14 protein-coding genes and 1 pseudogene are annotated in these 16,471 nt (G+C 53.4%); 9 read left to right on the plus strand and 6 right to left on the minus strand.

Annotation, left to right across the window (positions count from 1 at the left end):
* Positions 1-48: 48 nt before the first annotated feature.
* The gene (locus CpATCC19410_RS04515; RefSeq protein WP_014401362.1) at positions 49-966 is read left to right on the plus strand and encodes an aminodeoxychorismate lyase; all 918 of its coding nucleotides are present in this window, start codon (positions 49-51) and stop codon (positions 964-966) included.
* On the opposite strand, the gene CpATCC19410_RS04520 is transcribed toward CpATCC19410_RS04515, so the two are convergent.
* The gene (locus tag CpATCC19410_RS04520) at positions 963-1,607 is read right to left on the minus strand and encodes a heme-binding beta-barrel domain-containing protein (RefSeq protein ID WP_013242571.1); all 645 of its coding nucleotides are present in this window, start codon (positions 1,605-1,607) and stop codon (positions 963-965) included. The two genes, CpATCC19410_RS04515 and CpATCC19410_RS04520, sit on opposite strands and share 4 nt — an antisense overlap.
* A gap of 68 nt (positions 1,608-1,675) precedes the next feature.
* Between CpATCC19410_RS04520 and CpATCC19410_RS04525 the strand changes: the two genes are divergently transcribed.
* Positions 1,676-2,710 carry a diacylglycerol/lipid kinase family protein gene (locus CpATCC19410_RS04525; protein WP_013242570.1) on the plus strand — a complete coding sequence of 345 codons (1,035 nt, stop codon included), beginning with the start codon at positions 1,676-1,678 and terminating at the stop codon, positions 2,708-2,710.
* Between the two features lie 5 nt (positions 2,711-2,715).
* On the opposite strand, the gene CpATCC19410_RS04530 is transcribed toward CpATCC19410_RS04525, so the two are convergent.
* Positions 2,716-3,504, minus strand: a complete 789-nt coding sequence (locus tag CpATCC19410_RS04530; RefSeq protein WP_013242569.1) for an LmeA family phospholipid-binding protein — start codon at positions 3,502-3,504, stop codon at positions 2,716-2,718.
* 50 nt (positions 3,505-3,554) lie between these two features.
* Between CpATCC19410_RS04530 and mshD the strand changes: the two genes are divergently transcribed.
* The 6 genes and pseudogenes from mshD (at position 3,555) to CpATCC19410_RS04560 (ending at position 9,060) form a co-directional block, all read left to right on the plus strand.
* On the plus strand, positions 3,555-4,469 hold the full coding sequence (mshD, locus tag CpATCC19410_RS04535; protein ID WP_013242568.1) for a mycothiol synthase: 915 nt from the start codon (positions 3,555-3,557) through the stop codon (positions 4,467-4,469).
* A 284-nt stretch (positions 4,470-4,753) separates the two neighbouring features.
* Positions 4,754-5,860, plus strand: coding sequence for a phosphate ABC transporter substrate-binding protein PstS (gene pstS, locus CpATCC19410_RS04540; protein ID WP_014522759.1), 1,107 nt, complete (start codon positions 4,754-4,756; stop codon positions 5,858-5,860).
* Between the two features lie 48 nt (positions 5,861-5,908).
* Complete coding sequence (gene pstC / locus CpATCC19410_RS04545; protein WP_013242566.1) at positions 5,909-6,940, plus strand: phosphate ABC transporter permease subunit PstC; 1,032 nt, start codon at positions 5,909-5,911, stop codon at positions 6,938-6,940.
* Positions 6,941-6,968: 28 nt separating this feature from the next.
* Positions 6,969-7,848, plus strand: a pseudogene (gene pstA, locus CpATCC19410_RS04550) (phosphate ABC transporter permease PstA).
* 35 nt (positions 7,849-7,883) lie between these two features.
* Positions 7,884-8,657: a phosphate ABC transporter ATP-binding protein PstB gene (gene pstB, locus CpATCC19410_RS04555; protein WP_014300929.1), complete on the plus strand. Its 774-nt coding sequence runs from the start codon at positions 7,884-7,886 to the stop codon at positions 8,655-8,657.
* Positions 8,658-8,856: 199 nt separating this feature from the next.
* Positions 8,857-9,060: a hypothetical protein gene (locus CpATCC19410_RS04560; RefSeq protein WP_013242563.1), complete on the plus strand. Its 204-nt coding sequence runs from the start codon at positions 8,857-8,859 to the stop codon at positions 9,058-9,060.
* Between the two features lie 82 nt (positions 9,061-9,142).
* On the opposite strand, the gene phoU is transcribed toward CpATCC19410_RS04560, so the two are convergent.
* Positions 9,143-9,895, minus strand: a complete 753-nt coding sequence (phoU, locus tag CpATCC19410_RS04565) for a phosphate signaling complex protein PhoU (protein ID WP_013242562.1) — start codon at positions 9,893-9,895, stop codon at positions 9,143-9,145.
* A gap of 47 nt (positions 9,896-9,942) precedes the next feature.
* The gene (gene dusB, locus CpATCC19410_RS04570) at positions 9,943-11,088 is read right to left on the minus strand and encodes a tRNA dihydrouridine synthase DusB (RefSeq protein WP_041477890.1); all 1,146 of its coding nucleotides are present in this window, start codon (positions 11,086-11,088) and stop codon (positions 9,943-9,945) included.
* 672 nt (positions 11,089-11,760) lie between these two features.
* On the opposite strand from dusB, the gene scpC reads away from it, so the two are divergent.
* Entirely contained in the window at positions 11,761-13,266 is a 1,506-nt protein-coding gene (gene scpC / locus CpATCC19410_RS04575) for a succinyl-CoA:acetate CoA-transferase ScpC (RefSeq protein ID WP_013242560.1), read from the plus strand.
* Positions 13,267-13,332: 66 nt separating this feature from the next.
* Here the strand turns inward: scpC and cydC are convergent, their stop codons facing one another.
* Together cydC and CpATCC19410_RS04585 are read right to left on the minus strand one after the other, a co-directional pair.
* Positions 13,333-14,898 (minus strand): thiol reductant ABC exporter subunit CydC, encoded by a 1,566-nt coding sequence (gene cydC / locus CpATCC19410_RS04580; RefSeq protein ID WP_014401360.1) that lies wholly within the window; start codon positions 14,896-14,898, stop codon positions 13,333-13,335.
* Positions 14,895-16,463, minus strand: coding sequence for an ATP-binding cassette domain-containing protein (locus CpATCC19410_RS04585; protein ID WP_014401359.1), 1,569 nt, complete (start codon positions 16,461-16,463; stop codon positions 14,895-14,897). Before CpATCC19410_RS04585 ends, cydC begins: the two co-directional genes overlap by 4 nt.
* Positions 16,464-16,471 lie beyond the last annotated feature (8 nt).

Genomic DNA, 16,471 nt, shown 5'->3' on the forward strand with positions numbered 1-16,471 from the left:
GATCGTACCGCGGCCGAGTGCGCGGTTGTCAGGGCATAATGAGTAATCATGGCTTCCAGCTCATCAGATCAAGATCATCGGTGCGATCGACACGAACCGAGGAAATCTGAACCTATAATCCTTGCGGTAGAACCCTATGGCGGGTCAGTGCGCACGCATAGCCCGTTGCTGCCCTTGGTCTATTGGGACGATGCCGTGGTCACCCGTGGGGATGGCGTCTTTGAAACTCTTCTCTTGCGCGAGGGGAAGGCCTGCAATGTTGAAAGACACGCGCAACGCTTTATGGCTTCCGCAAAGCTGCTGGATCTGCCGGAGCCCAACATTGAGGATTGGCTGCACGCCACCACCATGGCGATTGAACAGTGGTTTGCACAGAACTCGTGCGACGCTAAATGCGTGTGGACGTACACCCGTGGGCGTGCGTCCACAGGCCATCCCTCTGCGTGGCTAACGATTACCGAGGTCGATGAGAACGTAGTACAACAACGTGCCGAAGGCGTGCGTGTGATGACGAGCCCTCGGGGATATCACGTGGACTCCACCTCGGTCCCCTGGCTGATTCTTGGGGCTAAGACCCTCAATTATGCGTCCACCATGGCGGCCTTGCGGTGGGCACGCGCAAACGGATTTGATGACGTCATTTTCACCGAGGGGGACCGCATCTTGGAAGGTGCGACGTCGACCGTGATCACGGTTCGGGATAAGAAGATACGCACGCCCTATCCCGGTGGAGATATCCTGCCAGGAACAACTCAAGCAGCGCTTTTTGAACAAGCTCGCGCAGCCGGGTGGAACTGTAAAACCAAGGATCTGGACCTGGAGTATCTCACTGAGAAAGCCGATAGCGTATGGCTCCTGAGCTCAGTGCGCGTTGCCACCCGGGTGCGTCGCATTAATGATGTAAAGCTGGCGCGTCCGGATAATGAGGATGAAATCCGCGAGCTTATCTATTCAGCTTTGGGCTAGCCAATGACGCGGGATAGTTCCGCAGACATCCGAGGACGGAGTTCGCCATCAACCATGCGCTCGTCTACCCAACCGAGGTTATTGTTGGGCATGAGGCCGTATAAACGCTTGCCGGGACCCAAGGAGGCCGGCCCAGTGGCAGTAACCATCGTCGAGGCAGACTCGATTTGCCAGGCGCGTTCGTTCATGGGCTCGCCATAGAGTACCTCGACAACGCCGGTGGAGTGAGTAAGCACAACCTCGATCTCATCTTTGAGGCTGATGCGCCAGAAACCGGACTCGCGTTGGTCTAGACCAACGTGGTTGCCGTCCTGATCAAGCTTCCAAATGCGGGACTCATAGGTGAGATAGTTTTCGCCATCGTGGGCAAAGGTAATTTGTTGCCCAAAAGAATACTGGCCGCCTTCTGCGGTGTCTGCTCGGCCTGTGCCGCGCCACACTCCTACCAGCGGAAGCAACGCGAGAAGCCCGTCGTGGAGGTTGGGGCCTTCGCGCAGATTTGCGGTGTCGTCTGGGATGGGAAGATCGCCGAACGCCGGGATATTGCGCAGGGCGGATTCTTTCCATTGTTCCGCAGCGCGGTTGACAGCATCATTCCCGCTTAGCGCAGGAGCATCTACGTTGTTTTGATCGTCGCTCATAGCCACTCAGCCTACTGGCAAGTATGCAAAGAACCCCAACTGTTCGCCAAAGGCGATAAGGTGGGGGCGTGCGAGCTCTTCTCATAGCTAACCCGAATTCCACCACTCAAGACTCAGCCTTGTTTGGAGCGGTGATTCCCTTGCTGCGCTCTGTGGAAGGTTTGGTGTTGCACGCAAAGTTCACTCACTATCAGGGGCACGCCACGCAAATCTGTGCGGGGCTAAGTACCGATGACGTCGATGTGGTCATCGCTGTTGGCGGTGATGGAACGGTGAATGAGATTATCAATGGGCTGCTAGGACCGGCGGAAAGTAACCCCAGAGAGAACCTTCCCACTCTCGCTGTGATCCCTACAGGCTCAGCCAATGTGTTTGCCCGGGCGCTCGGGTTTCCCCCAGACCCCATTCAGGCTACTGAAGTACTGGTTGATGCGTTGGAGCACAAGAAAATCCGAAACATCGATTTAGGAACATGGGGCAAGTCTTGGTTTGCCGTCAACGCAGGCTTTGGCATTGACGCGGATGTAATCGTGGGCGTCGAGCGCGTGCGCAAGCGAGGTGCCGCAGCCACACCGCTGCGCTACCTCCACGCGGCACTAGTAGCATGGCGACGCATACATCGGCATCCCCCTCGGATGCGCGTCCGGGCGAAAAGTCGCGGAGGCGAGCTTTTTGAGCACTCTGATCTGCCGCTTCTTATTGCTTCTAACACCAACCCCTGGACCTTTCTAGGACCCGTCCCCGTGGTGACCAACCCCAGGAATTCTTTTGACCTAGGGCTGGGGTTATTTGGGTTGACCGATTTATCGGGGCCAGGTGGTGTGGCCGCCATGGCGCATCTTGTGGGTTTTGGGCATAACCGTGCGATGAAACGCTGGTTTAATCGCCGTATCGTGCGTTTTGATGACGCCATAGACGTGGAAATCACATGTGCAGAGGATCAAAGTTTTCAGGCAGACGGGGAGTTTGTAGGAAAATTCGATGGTGTTCGCCTAGGCGCTGTGGCTGACGCTCTCAAAGTTTATGCGCCGACTCATCCGGTAAAAGCCAACTCGATGTCTAAGCTTCGGCTTGCTTTTAGCTTCTTTGATCCTCGTATGTAGCGCTTTTAATCTACTACTACTTTGTTAGACGCAGAACGGACAGGTGCAAGATCCTCCAGGCGCAAAGTAACGTTGCGTTCTTGTGCCTCAAAGCGGATGCTTCCGCCCGCCAGATAGACGTAACTGGCCTGCGCGTTGATGGGGAGTGTTTTGGTGTTAAGAGTCCAGGTGAAGGCGCGGAAAATAGCGGGATCGTCTAAGTCGGACTCTCCTCGGTCAACCACCGTGGTAGGCGTGAGTTTAAAGGTTGGACCCTCAAGCCTCATAGTCGCGATTACGGTGACGGGTTTGCTAAAGCCGTCTGGCGTCCCGCGCAGTTGTACCTCGCTGGAGTTGGTGCCAGCAGGGGACACATCGTAAGGGTTGGAAAGGTCTAAATCTAAAATATCGAGTTGTTTTCCCACTGCTACTGCGTCAAATCCCACGGTGCGGGTTAGCAGTTGCGCATGGGTTCCTTCTACGTCACCACTAAAGAGCTGGGAGCGGTTGAGCTCGATGTCGGTGACTTGAGCAGTAGTGGTAAGAAGCCCAAAATCGTTTACTTCTACGTCGGAGACACTCACACCTAGGCCCGGGACTTTCCCAGAAAGCAAGGCACCGACGTAAGGAAACCCTCCAAGATAGACGCTGGGATTTTGATCTAGATGGGCGTTGTTGCGAACGTCATGAGAAATTCGGTGTTCTGCACGCGCGGCGATTGCAGAATCTACGCCCCACAGCGCAACGATAAGGGACATAAGAGCAATGCCTGCCCAAACAACGGTGGAAAGCCGAGACCGGGTTGTAATTCTCACCTCATTATTATTACCAGCTAGATCCAGCAGCGCTGACTAGTGTGGTGGCTATGATTTTCACATCCACTCAGATTCCCGCAGATAAACAGCTCTCTCAAGCTGCCATAGATCTTGTTAATACTGCCCAAGCTGCTGATGGGGTTGCCCCATTGGCAGAACACCTGGTTGCTGGTTTGAAAAATCCTGAGTTGGAACATCAACACATCGTGGTGCGCGACGCCTCTGGGCAGCTTAGCGGTTTAGGCGCCTATCACGGTGAATACGCAGAGTTTGTTGTGGCGCCTGAACACCGCAATAAGGGGATCGGGCGAGCGCTCGCGCAAAAGCTTCTCGACGCCGGCATCATCCACTTTTGGTCCCATGGCTACCTTCCCGCTGCACAACGAATAGCGGCAGGACTCGATTTGTCTGTTTCCCGTGAGCTGCTGGTCATGGCGGCAAAGAGGCAGCAGCTTGCTCCGGAGTCTTTCGCACCTACCCCTGAGGGATATCGCGTGATTAATCTGCGAGAGGCACGAGAGTCTTTTCCGGATATAGACGCCCAATGGCTGCGTATCAACAACGAGGCGTTTTGGTGGCATCCCGAACAAGGAGGATGGGACGCTGAACGATTAGCTCGTGCCCAGCAGACTCCGTGGTTTGATCCCGAGGGGGTCCTCTTCCTGATCACCGTAGATTCCGAGGAACCTAAGATCGCGGGATTTCATTGGACTAAAAAACATGGCGACCTGGAAGCGGGGGCAGACGGGGAAGTCTACGTGGTAGGACTTGCAGATTCCTTCCGAGGCAAAAAGCTCGGCGGTACTTTGGTTTCCGCAGGGCTGCAATATCTAGTGCAGTCGGGTGCTCAGCGCATCATCTTGTACGTAGAAGCGGATAACAAGCCGGCGCTGGCTGCCTATAAGCGCCTCGGCTTTAGCACTTTAGAGAAACACGTGGTGTTTTCTGCTGCTGAGCAAAAGTGAATATGCGGTTAATACTGTGTAGAAGGTGCGTAACCTCAAGCGCTAAAGAAGAGCACTTTTACCCCCTTAATTGGGATAGGTGATAAGTGAATGGGGCGTCGATAAGCTACCTGTGAACTGCCAAAAAAGAAAAATCCACCGGTCGTTCTGCAGGATTTAACCTAAATGAGTGTTGCACGTCACTTTGGTTTTTTAGATTCTTCCACGTGAGCGAGAGGCATTCCTTGGCCGCAAGGAACAGTCGCTTACATGATCCTCACTCAACATCATTTGGAAGGTCGATCGTGAACCTGAATCTCAAGCGCTCAACTACCGCCCTCAGTATCGTATGTATGGGCGCTGTCGCACTCTCTGCCTGCTCTGAAACCAGCAGCTCCTCCGGGGCAGGAGCCTCCACCAGCGAGGTCTCCGGTCTGAACAAAGTAGGCGGGGAACTCGTGGGAGAGGGAGCCTCCTCACAACAAAACGCGATGGACTATTTCAACATAAAATACCAAGAGGCGGTATCGGGGGCCTCGCTAGCCTATACGGCCTCGGGTTCTGGTTCTGGACGCAAAAACTTCATCGCTGGTCAAGTAGCTTTTGGAGGTTCAGACTCCCCGCTGAGCGCAGAACAAGTGGAAAAAGCAAAGGGCCGATGCCAGGGCAACGACGCATGGCATCTTCCTTTTGTCATCGGACCAGTGGCGGTGGCCTATCACCTCAACGGCGTGGACCATCTCAACCTTTCCGCTGCTACCGTGGCCAAGATTTTTAAAGGCGAGATCAAAAAATGGAATGATGCGGCAATCGCCCAGGAGAACACAGGCGTGCAGCTTCCAGACTCAGACATCAAAGTGGTCTATCGCTCCGACGAGTCTGGAACTTCCGATAATTTCCAAAAATTCCTCAAAGCGGCAAGCCCAGAGAATTGGTCTACAGAGGGTCAGGCTTTCCCCACAGCTGTCGGCTCAGGAGCAAATGGTTCCAATGGCGTAGCCACCGAAGTATCCAACATTGATGGCGCCATTACGTATGTTGAGGCAGGGTTTGCTAAGCAACAGAAGCTAGGAATAGCCGCAATTGATTTTGGCCACGGGCCAGTCCAACTCAATCCCGACTCTGTCGGAGTGGCTCTGGATCACCTGACTTTTAAAACTCAGGGAAACGATATGGTTGTCGATTCCTCAGCGCTGTTTGCCATGAAAGAAAAAGATGCCTATCCGTTGATTCTAACAACTTACGAGATCGTTTGTTCCGCAGGTTATGACCAGACTACTCGTGACAGGGTCAAGGACTTCCTGAGTGTGGCTTTGAACTCCCAAGATCAAGAACTCGCCGACCTGGGTTATATTCCGGTCAAAGGAACTCACCGCGATCGCCTAGAAAAAGCAGTCAAAGCCATCTCCTAATTGGGAGGTAGCAGAAACTAGCGATAACTATTTAAGGACGCACTCTCAGTGGAACGCATCGCGGAACGCATAATAATTGAGGACTTGGACCTCCCCGAGTCCTTTACAGAAGAACCACAAAACAACCCGAAGCAGAAACCGGTTCGGGTTCGCCGTCCAGGAGACAAGGTCTTTAGTCTTCTAACTGCCTCATCGACGGTAACCATAAGCGTGATCATCGCGGCTATTGGGCTGTTCTTGGTGTGGCGTGCCATACCGGCTCTACGGAATAACTCGGAGGGCATTGTTGGGTTCTTTACCTATACGGGAGCGTGGAGTCTACAGAACACGGCACAGATGCTCTTCGGCATTCCCAACCTTTTGGCAGCGACTGTCCTGGTTTCTGTGATTGCACTTGTGATCGCGATGCCCATTGCGCTGGGGATTGGCATCTTTCTTTCCCACTATGCGCGTCCGCGTGCGGTAAAACCCTTGGGATTCCTGGTAGACATGTTGGCGGCGGTCCCATCGATTGTTTATGGATTATGGGGCTGGCAGGTCTTAGGGCCGACGTTGTCAGGCTTCTACGAGTGGGTGAGCAGCTGGGGCGGAGGCTTCTTCCTCTTCAGCACCTATAGCAACTCGCCGGCCTTTGCCACAGGACGCAATATCTTCACCGGTGGTGTGGTTTTGGCGGTGATGATTCTCCCAATCATTGCCGCAACCACTCGTGAGGTCTTTGTGCAAACACCGCGCGGGCACATTGAGGCCGCATTGGCCTTGGGCGCTACCAAATGGGAAGTGGTGCGTATGACGGTGCTCCCTTTTGGCAAATCGGGTTTTATCTCCGGTTCGATGCTGGGACTTGGCCGTGCTTTGGGAGAAACAATGGCGCTGTACCTTGTTATTTCACCTTCCTCGGAGTTCCGATTTTCGCTTTTCGACGGCGGCACGACCTTTGCCACCGCCATCGCCAATGCCGCTCCGGAATTCAACGATGACCTGCGCGCCGGGGCGTATATCGCCGCCGGACTGGTCTTATTCCTGCTGACTTTTGCAGTTAATTCCATTGCCAGGTCAATAGTGAATTCTAAGGCCTGATATAAATGTTTTTTGATCTGAGGACGTCATGATCTACATGCAGACCGCCACTAGGCGTCGAAAGCTCACGGATAAAACAGCTACGCTTCTCGTCTATGCGTGCATGATTCTTGCTTTAATCCCACTGCTGTGGGTTCTCTCCACTTTGATAACAAAGGGTCTGGGAACATTAATTGACCCCTCGTGGTGGACTAGCTCCCAACGGGGTGTTTTGTACTCCCGTCCAGGCGGTGGTGCTCTGCACGCGATGGTCGGAACGCTGGTTCAGACCGCGATCTGTTCCCTTATCTCTATTCCGATCGGGGTGCTTACTGCGGTTTACCTTGTGGAATATGCAAATGGTAATCGCTTGGGGCGCATAACCACCTTTATGGTGGACATTCTGACTGGCGTTCCTTCTATCGTAGCTGCGCTGTTTGTGTACTCCATGTGGATTGTTATGTTTGGCTTCGGTCGTTCCGGGTTCGCTGTTGCGTTAGCACTAGTCATTCTTATGATTCCTGTGATTATCCGGAACACGGAAGAGATGCTGAGGGTTGTCCCCATGGATCTGCGAGAGGCCGCCTATGCTCTCGGAATTCCGCGATGGAAGACGATCACCAGGGTCGTTTTTGCCCACTGCTTTGTCCGGGATAGTCACGGGGGTGATGCTGGCTATCGCCCGAGTGATGGGGGAGTCTGCACCCGTGCTTATTTTGGTGGGGTCTACCCAGGTGATCAATTGGAATTTAACCGCGGGACCACAATCTTCCTTACCACTGATGATGCTGGATATGTATAAGGCGGGCACAGCGGATGCAGTATTAGACAAGCTCTGGGGCGCCGCGCTCACGCTTGTTCTCATTATTACCGTGCTCAACGTTCTTGCACGGTTTATTTCATCAAAGTTTTCCGTTCGCTCCGCGTAACCGGTTCTCTTTTATCAGAAAGTTAATGTGCGAGTATGTCTAAGCTAAAAATTGATGGGCTGAATATTTTTTACGGCGATTTTCACGCTGTACAAGACATCAATCTTGAGGTCCCGGAACGTTCGGTGACTGCTTTTATCGGCCCATCAGGTTGCGGAAAATCCACGGTATTGCGGTCTCTTAACCGCATGCATGAGGTGACACCGGGGGCCCGGGTAACGGGTACAGTGCTTCTCGACGGTCAGGACATCTACGCGCCGCATGTAGATCCCGTTACGGTCCGCACGACTATCGGAATGGTCTTTCAAAAGGCCAACCCGTTTCCCACCATGTCTATCGAGGACAACGTTGTGGCGGGCTTGAAGCTTGCTGGGGCCAAAGACAAAAAGAAGTTGAGAGAAGTCGCGGAAAAGTCGTTGCGCGGTGCAAATTTGTGGGAAGAGGTTAAAGATCGGCTCAACAAACCTGGCGGAGGGTTGTCCGGCGGGCAGCAGCAGCGTTTGTGCATTGCAAGGGCAATCGCGGTAGAACCCGAAGTGCTGTTAATGGATGAGCCGTGTTCTGCGCTTGACCCCATCTCCACGCTGGCGGTGGAGGAATTGATACATGAGCTAAAACAGGACTACACCATTGTCATAGTTACCCATAACATGCAGCAAGCCTCCAGGGTGTCTGACCAGACGGCGTTTTTCTCTTTGGAGGCCACCGGAAAACCTGGGCAACTGGTGGAAGTGGGGAAGACCAAGAAAATCTTCTCCAATCCAACAAATAAAGAGACGGAAGATTACATTTCCGGTCGGTTTGGGTAAGCTCTGAGGCTAACCTTTGTGCTGGTCATCACCTTTTCTGGGATTATTTACCTAAGATGACGGGGAAGTTCACCAACTGTTTACCTGCGCGGTGCTTTTCTTTTAACTTTGGGCGTTAGGTTAGTTTCCTGTGATGCGAAGTCAGCGTCACAAGAAAACATCATCAATGTGATTTCAGAACTTCTAAGAAGGAACATTTATGGCCGGCACCATCACCGCACTTAAGCTCGATCTTCCTACTGCAGATCAGTTGATAAACGCGGCAGATGCAGCTTTTAGCAACATGTATGCAGCACAAGAGCGAGACAACTCCAGTGTCGCTGACTTCCTCGTCGGAGCTTTCCGCCGTATTCAAGAAAATCTAGGCGAGTCTTTTCGTTCTGTAGGTCCTCTCCGCGCCTAGTTGCGTGGAGGTACAGAGATAAAAAGCTTCCCAACTCCTTTTGGTCGCGAGTTGGGAAGCTTTTTTGTGCGGTATAACCGTGTTACTCCTTGGGCTTAGGCCAATCGAAGTTGCTAAATTGTTTTTCCAACTCAGAAAAGCGGCGTTCCATCTCGTCTTGGGCGTAGCCATCATTACGCTTTTTTTGGTATTCCTCTGGCATGAGGCCTGAGGTGAGGTAGACGATCTGAGCAGCAACGTTGACCGTATGATCAGCAAAACGCTCAAAATAGCGTGCGAGCAATGTGACGTCCACTGCTTCCCTGGTGCTGTGCGGCCAGTCGCGCTTAGTGAGCACCCCCATGAGGTGATCGTGGAGATCGTCCACGGCATCGTCGTCTGCAGAGAGTACTAGCGCCACGTCTGCGTCGGGGTCAATGAGCACGCTGCGGATCTTTTCTGACATTTCCAGGCTAAGCCGGCACATTTCTTGAAAATAACCTGTAATCGGCTCAGGTATAGCCGATTCGGGATAGCGTCGCCTTGCAATACTTGCGATGTGCATTGCTAGTTTGGCCATACGATCCAGGTCTTCCACGATGTAGATGGAAGAGACGATTTGCCTGAGATCGCGAGCAACGGGGGCCTCAAGCGCCAAAAGCTGAACAGCGCGCTTGCTTGAACGCGTTTTGATTTCTTCCATTTCGTCGGAAAGCGATAACGCGGCCTGGGTTGCTTGCAGCGACTGTTCCATCAGGCCTTTGGAGGCATTACGAAGGATCTTTGTCACCGTATCGCACATGACGATCAGGTCATGTGAAAAGGCATCAAGATGTTCTCTGTAGGCTGTCCGCATGGGGAAACTATAACCCTAAAACGCTAATGCGGCTGGGTATGAAGCGCCTATCCCCCCGAGTGCATGATTTCCGCACCTTCCGGAACGGTCGCATCCTGAGGATCGTCGAGCCAGCCTTCAGGAAGCGACACCTTGGCCGGCGACCCCTGTCTACCGCGTGCGCTATCCGAATCTTCCGCCAAAGCTTCAGAATCCTCCCATGGAGCCAGCGCCTCTTTGAGCTCGCGCAGTGTGCTGATACGAGCTAGCGCTCCGCGGAAGTCTCCTCCCACAGGAAAACCGCGTAGATACCACCCCATGTGCTTGCGCATATCGCGACAACCTTTGGTTTCTCCTTCATGTTCGACGAGAAGCTCTGCGTGGCGATAGATAATGCGAGTTACTTCTCCCAGGGTGGGCTCCGGAGGGATCTCTTTGCCTCTCATGGCGGCAGAGAGTCCGGCAAAAAGCCATGGCCTTCCCAGGCAGCCTCTGCCCACTACTACGCCGTCACAGCCGGAGGCCTTGATCATGTCGATGGCATCTGTGGGTTTGAAAATATCGCCATTGCCAAGGACCGGGATGCCAGTGTGAGCGAGATGCTCTTTCAGCTTTCCTATTTCATCCCAATGCGCATCCCCGGAATATCTTTCGGCAGCGGTGCGTGCGTGGAGAGTGACGGCTGCGGCGCCTTCTTCTGCCGCAATTCTTCCAGCGTCGAGATGCGTCAGATGGTCATGGTCGATGCCCATGCGGAATTTGACTGTTACCGGGATATTAGTGCCTTCAACCCCCTTGACCGCTGCGGCGATAATGTTGCCAAAAAGGCGACGCTTATAGGGTAAGGCGGAGCCGCCACCGCGCTTAGTCACTTTAGGAACCGGACAGCCAAAATTCATGTCTATATGATCTGCGATTCCCTCGTCCGCGATCATTTTTGCTGCTTTGAAGGTGTATTCGGGATCGACGGTATACAGCTGAAGCGAACGAACATCTTCTTGAGGCCCAAAGGTGGTCATATGAAGAGTCTTCTCATTGCGATGCACCAGAGCCCGGGCGGTGATCATCTCGCAGATGTATAACCCGGAGACCGTTCCCGTTCTTTCGAGTTCTTGCTCTCTGCAAAGGGTGCGGAAAGCTATGTTTGTTACACCTGCCATCGGAGCAAGGGCTACGGCAGAATCTAGGCTGAGCGCACCAATCTTCAAAGTCACCCCTGTCATTGTTCCTTAATTGCAGCCCCGCTCCCAAATATTTAAGAGAAGAAGTCCGTTATCCCATATTTCGCGCTCATACCTGTTCGCTTCGGGTGTGGTTTTAGGGTGTCTGTGTGCAATGTATTCACAGCATGGGGGAGGGGTCTTGTTAAGGAGTATGTATGCGGCGTAGTCGTCGCGTTGGATCGGCATCGATAGTGATTTCCATATAAGGAAAGGGCTGTTGTGTAATGCAAGTCGACTGCCTTGGCAGAAAGCGGGGGCAAAAGTGATTTATGCCCCTGACCTTTGTAATCAATCGCACAATCGATTTTATGAATTGCCCTTTTCTTGCAAGTAGTGTGGGAAATGGTACCTCTGATTGTCTTTCTGTATGTAGGCCATGATGGATTTCCTATAAGCCTGGTTGATAGTGGATGAGAAGGGAGACGATACCCTCGCGGGTGTTGTGTTTTCCTGAATTTTTGCTGATCTTCGGCTCTTTGGAAGCAATTGTGGGTGAAATAGTGAACTAAGCAACAGTGCTCGCATTATTGGACTATTGTGGTGCCCATAACTGAATGGCTGTGATGCCGGTCGCTATCACTCGACGGGTGGAAAGCACTTAATGTCCGAGCTTTCTGCGGATGGGACTTGAACCCGCCAGCAGGTTTCTTTGAGGAGGAATAAATGTCTGATCGCATTGCTAACGCACAGTTGCGGGGCAAAATTATGTCGGCACAAGAGGCCGCTCAGCTCGTAGATAACGGTGACAAAGTCGGTGTCTCGGGCTTCACGGGTGCCGGCTACCCAAAGGTTATGCCTGCTGCGATCGCCGAGCGAGCAAAGGAAGCACAGGCTAAAGGGGAAAGCTACACCATTGACCTCTTTACCGGCGCTTCCACCGCACCGGACTGCGACGGCGTGTTAGCAGAAGCCGGAGCTTTGCGTTTCCGAATGCCATATCAGTCAGACCCCAGCATGCGTAAGGCCATTAACTCGGGCAACATGCTGTACTCCGATATCCACCTGTCTCATTCGGGCGCGATGGTAGCGGAAGGCTTCTTTGGTCAGCTGAACGTGGCTATTGTTGAGGCCGTTCGTATTAAAGAAGACGGATCGATTGTGCCGTCTTCCTCCGTAGGAAATTCCGTGGAATACCTTGATGCGGCAGAGAAGATCATCATCGAGGTCAACTCGTGGCAGTCCGAGGAACTTGAGGGAATGCACGACATTTGGAGGATGCCGCGTACCCCCAACCGGATTGCTATCCCTATTAAGAACACCGGTGATCGCATCGGTGATACCTCGATTTCTATTGACATCAACAAGGTAGTAGCAGTCGTTGAGACTGATGCTCCTGACCGCAACGCTCCTTTTAAGCCTCTCGACGACGTCTCCCGCGAGATAGCCTCGAACTTCTTGGGCTTCCTCGAAGGGGAAGTTAAAGCTGGTCGACTCGACTATGATCGCTACATCATGCAGTCCGGCGTAGGTAACGTTCCCAACGCCGTGATGGCAGGCCTATTGGACTCCAAGTTTGAAAATATCCAGGCCTACACCGAGGTCATCCAAGACGGCATGGTCGACCTGATCGATGCCGGCAAGATGACCGTTGCTTCTGCCACCTCATTTTCGCTGTCCCCGGAGTATGCGGACAAGATGAATGAGCACGCAGAGTTCTACCGCAAGCACATCGTTCTGCGTCCTCAACAGATCTCCAACCATCCTGAGGTGATCCGTCGCACCGGGTTGATCGCTTCCAACGGCATGATCGAGGCTGACATTTACGGCAACGTGAACTCCACACACGTTAATGGTGTGCGCATGATGAACGGCATCGGAGGATCCGGTGACTTTACCCGTAACGCTTTGATCTCCACCTTCATATCTCCATCGGTGGCTAAGGATGGCGCTATCTCCGCTATCGTTCCATTCGCATCTCATATCGACCACACGGAGCACGACGTCATGGTGCTCATTACGGAATACGGTGTTGCAGACTTGCGCGGGCTTGCACCACGAGAGCGTGTGCAGAAGGCCATCTCCGTTGCCCACCCGGATTACCGTCCTTTGCTGGAGGAATACTTTGAGGCGGCAAAGAAGGCAACGCCTTTCATGCAGACCCCGCATGACCTCACTCAGGCTTTCTCATTCCACCACCGCATGAATGAGACCGGAACAATGGCTAAGTAAAAACACATTTGTCATCACTAAAAGACGGTGCCCACTGTGGTGGGCACCGTCTTTTTATATCTGCGTCTACTGGCTGTGGCTGACAATTATGAGGCTACGCTGGGGCAGCGCGCCGGGCAGTGGTTTATGCAGCAAGATATCGAGGAAACGAGAGGCATCTGTATGGGAGATGTGGGCGGTGGGTTCGTCGAGAAGCAAGATTGGCGCAGTAGAGCACAACGCCCGAGCCAGCAGTAATCGGCGCCGCTGGCCGCTAGAAAGTGAGCTGGCGCCGTCGACAAGCACCGTGTCCAGGCCCTGATTTGTATCTAGCCACTGGCCCATCCCCAACGCCCTAAGCGTGGCCTCGATGAGGGCATCGGGGGCATCAGGGTTAGCAACACGGATGTTTTCCCGGATATTGGTAGAAAAAAGCCATTCGTTTTCAGGATGCATGCGGATGAGTGATCTTCGAGCCGCCGCACTGGAGTCTCCTCCAATTGAGGCGCTTCCGGACCGAGGCTCCAATAACCCAGCTAGGGTGTAGAGCAGCGTGGTTTTTCCGACTCCGCTGGGACCAGTGATAAGGCGCCGCTCGTTGGGTGCGAGCGTGAAATCCCATGTTTTGTCTGTATGCAGGCACTGCAGATGGGAAACTTTTAACGTTGTATCCGTGAAAAGCGAGGCCTCGGGGGGACTCGGTAGCGCCTTACCGGTGACCTCCGCTAGGGCTTGTGACGCAGTGGAAACAACGTCCGCGTGGATAGAGGCTTTTGCTAGCTCGGCATGAGATTCAAAGGCCGCCAAAGACAAGATAACTAGCATCCCTAGCCACATCGGTGAGCCGCTATAGTTCTGAAGTCCCAGCCAGGCTATTGCCAGGACCGTGAGGTCGCAGGAGAGTGACAGCAAGAAGGCCTGTACAGAGTCGTTTCGAGTCGCACGGATTTGATCATCGGAGGCGCGTCGAGAAGCATCGATCGCCGAGTCGGCTCGTTGTTGCGCGATGCCTGCGGCGTGAAACTCTACGCGATGAGAAAGCACCTCTTGCAATTTTTGTTCCCACGCGTCTTCTGATTCAACGGCAGTGCGCTGCAGCAGTTTGTTGGATGAGCGTTGAGAAAGCCAAGGAATGAACAAGCCGGTGACACAAAAACTAACGAGGAGTACCAAGCCAGCGCTGGGCAGCAAAAGAAAAGTAAAAGTTACCGCGATAATGGATACCACCAGTGCGGTACCAGATGGAACGAGCGATCGGACAATAAAATCAGTCACCCGTTCAGTGTCTTTGGAAAGACGGGTGAGTTGATCGCCTTGTGTGAGGATCGCATCGGAATGGGGGGTCGTGGTCTCGGCGATACTCTGAAAAACAGTGCTGCGGAGATTGCGTAGTGCGCGGAGAGCCAGCCGATGGGAGATCAAGCGGTCAATATATCTGAACACTGCCCGGGAAATACCCAGGGCTCTAACTGCGGTGATGGCTATTGCCAAGTCCAAAATTGGAGGCATCTGCCATGCCCGAGTGATAAGCCAGCCGGATAAAACAGATAAACCGAGCGCGCTTATAAGAGTGATGCTTGCTGCGAGGATAGCGCCAACCAGATCTCGGTTTCGCACGCCGCTTTGACGTAGAAAATTTCTAGTGTCACTCATAGCTTTATCACCTGGTGAGCTGCCTTAACAAGCCGTTCATCGTGAGTTGCTATTACAACAGCCGCACCCGCTGCTGCTCGCTGTTGAACCGCTTGAATCAATGGATCGATCAACTCGGGGCTGAGATGTGCACTAGGTTCATCGAGAAGATAGAGGCTGGCAGGCTGGGAGAGCGAGCGCGTGAGGGCCAATCGCTGTGCTTGTCCTGTGGAGATACCCGAGCCAGGGCTAATATGTCGGTCTGGCGGCAGCTGCACATCTAGTTCCGTCATTAACGCCTTCACGGTCGCGGGATCACGTTGGCCAAAAACATGGAGGTTGTCATCTACCGTTCCTTCCATGCAATAGGGCTGGGCGGCGAGATAAGAAATAGCTTCTAGCGGCGGGGCAGTGATACTCCCGGAATAGGGTAGAACGCCGAGAACAGCAAGAAACGTTGTGGACTTACCGGAACCGTTGCCACCCAACAAAATAGTGATTTGGCCATGCGGTGCTGTAAAGCTGAGGTTTTGCGGCAAGATTCCGTCGCGTCCGGCCACGCTGAGTCCTTGGATACAAAGTTCTTCAGAGAATTCTTTTACCGGTGTGGCATCCGCTGGGGGAGTGTTTTTGATGAGTTGAAACACCTGGTTTGCTGCCGTGAGGCCATCGGCAGAAGCATGGAAAGCGGCGCCTACCCTACGCAGAGGCGCATAGACCTCAGGCACCACAATAAGGATTATTAACCCAGCTTCCAAGGATATTTCTCCGTGGACTAGACGCAGGCCGATGCCCACCGCTACTAGTGCGACAGATAGCGTCGCAATAAATTCCAGCGCGAAGGAGGATAAGAAGGCTAGCCGGAGAACAGACATAGTGGTGAGCGCGTGGCGTGCACCGCTGCGCCGTATTTCTTCCGCTGGTCCCGATGTATTCCCCAAAGCTTTGAGGGTGAGTGCTCCCGATAATAAATCGACGAGTTGTCCGTTGAGCGTCCCCGTCTCCTGCAAGCGCCGTTGGGTGGTGGTGCGAGTAAGAGTGCCAATAAGCACCATAAAAAGGGGAATGAGCGGAATGGTGCCTGCAGCGAGAAGACCTGAAGGAAGATCGAGAAAACTAATAACCAGGATCGCGGAGGGGGTAGCAATGCACATCGCGAGCAGGGCGGGAAGGTAATCGCTGAAGTAGCCGCGCAAACTGCCCAAGCCTTCTCCCAGGAGCGCGCGCCAGCGTCCGGCTTCTTCTTGTACCTCGCGTGGATCTTTTCGACGCAAGGCAGTAAGTGCTTGAGACCGTAATTGATCTATGGCGTTGCCACAGCTGACATGCGCCCAGTGGCGCGCCGCGCCTGTTATTAGCGCAAGCGCAACCATAACTAGCAACGTGCTTAGCCAATACCAGAAAGAAATATGCGGGGCGGCGTTGTTACTAAAAGCAGTAATGGTGCGTGCCACGAGAGTTCCGATAAGGAAACCACGTGCGAGCACTAGGCAACTGCGTAATCCTTCTGCCACGCCAGCGCCGACGAGAAACTTTTGCGTGGCAGGAGTAATACGCACGAGGTCGATATTGATCGGCCCATTCATAGAGCGCG

This window comes from Corynebacterium pseudotuberculosis, from assembly GCF_002155265.1.
Lineage (GTDB): Bacteria > Actinomycetota > Actinomycetes > Mycobacteriales > Mycobacteriaceae > Corynebacterium > Corynebacterium pseudotuberculosis.

Coding starts and splice junctions, on each gene's coding strand:
- CpATCC19410_RS04560 (WP_013242563.1), top strand. CDS start 8,857: ATGGCCGGCACCATCACCGCACTTAAGCTCGATCTTCCTACTGCAGAT.
- phoU (WP_013242562.1), bottom strand. CDS start 9,895: ATGCGGACAGCCTACAGAGAACATCTTGATGCCTTTTCACATGACCTG.
- CpATCC19410_RS04520 (WP_013242571.1), bottom strand. CDS start 1,607: ATGAGCGACGATCAAAACAACGTAGATGCTCCTGCGCTAAGCGGGAAT.
- cydC (WP_014401360.1), bottom strand. CDS start 14,898: ATGAGTGACACTAGAAATTTTCTACGTCAAAGCGGCGTGCGAAACCGA.
- CpATCC19410_RS04585 (WP_014401359.1), bottom strand. CDS start 16,463: ATGAATGGGCCGATCAATATCGACCTCGTGCGTATTACTCCTGCCACG.
- scpC (WP_013242560.1), top strand. CDS start 11,761: ATGTCTGATCGCATTGCTAACGCACAGTTGCGGGGCAAAATTATGTCG.
- CpATCC19410_RS04515 (WP_014401362.1), top strand. CDS start 49: ATGGCTTCCAGCTCATCAGATCAAGATCATCGGTGCGATCGACACGAA.
- pstB (WP_014300929.1), top strand. CDS start 7,884: ATGTCTAAGCTAAAAATTGATGGGCTGAATATTTTTTACGGCGATTTT.
- mshD (WP_013242568.1), top strand. CDS start 3,555: ATGATTTTCACATCCACTCAGATTCCCGCAGATAAACAGCTCTCTCAA.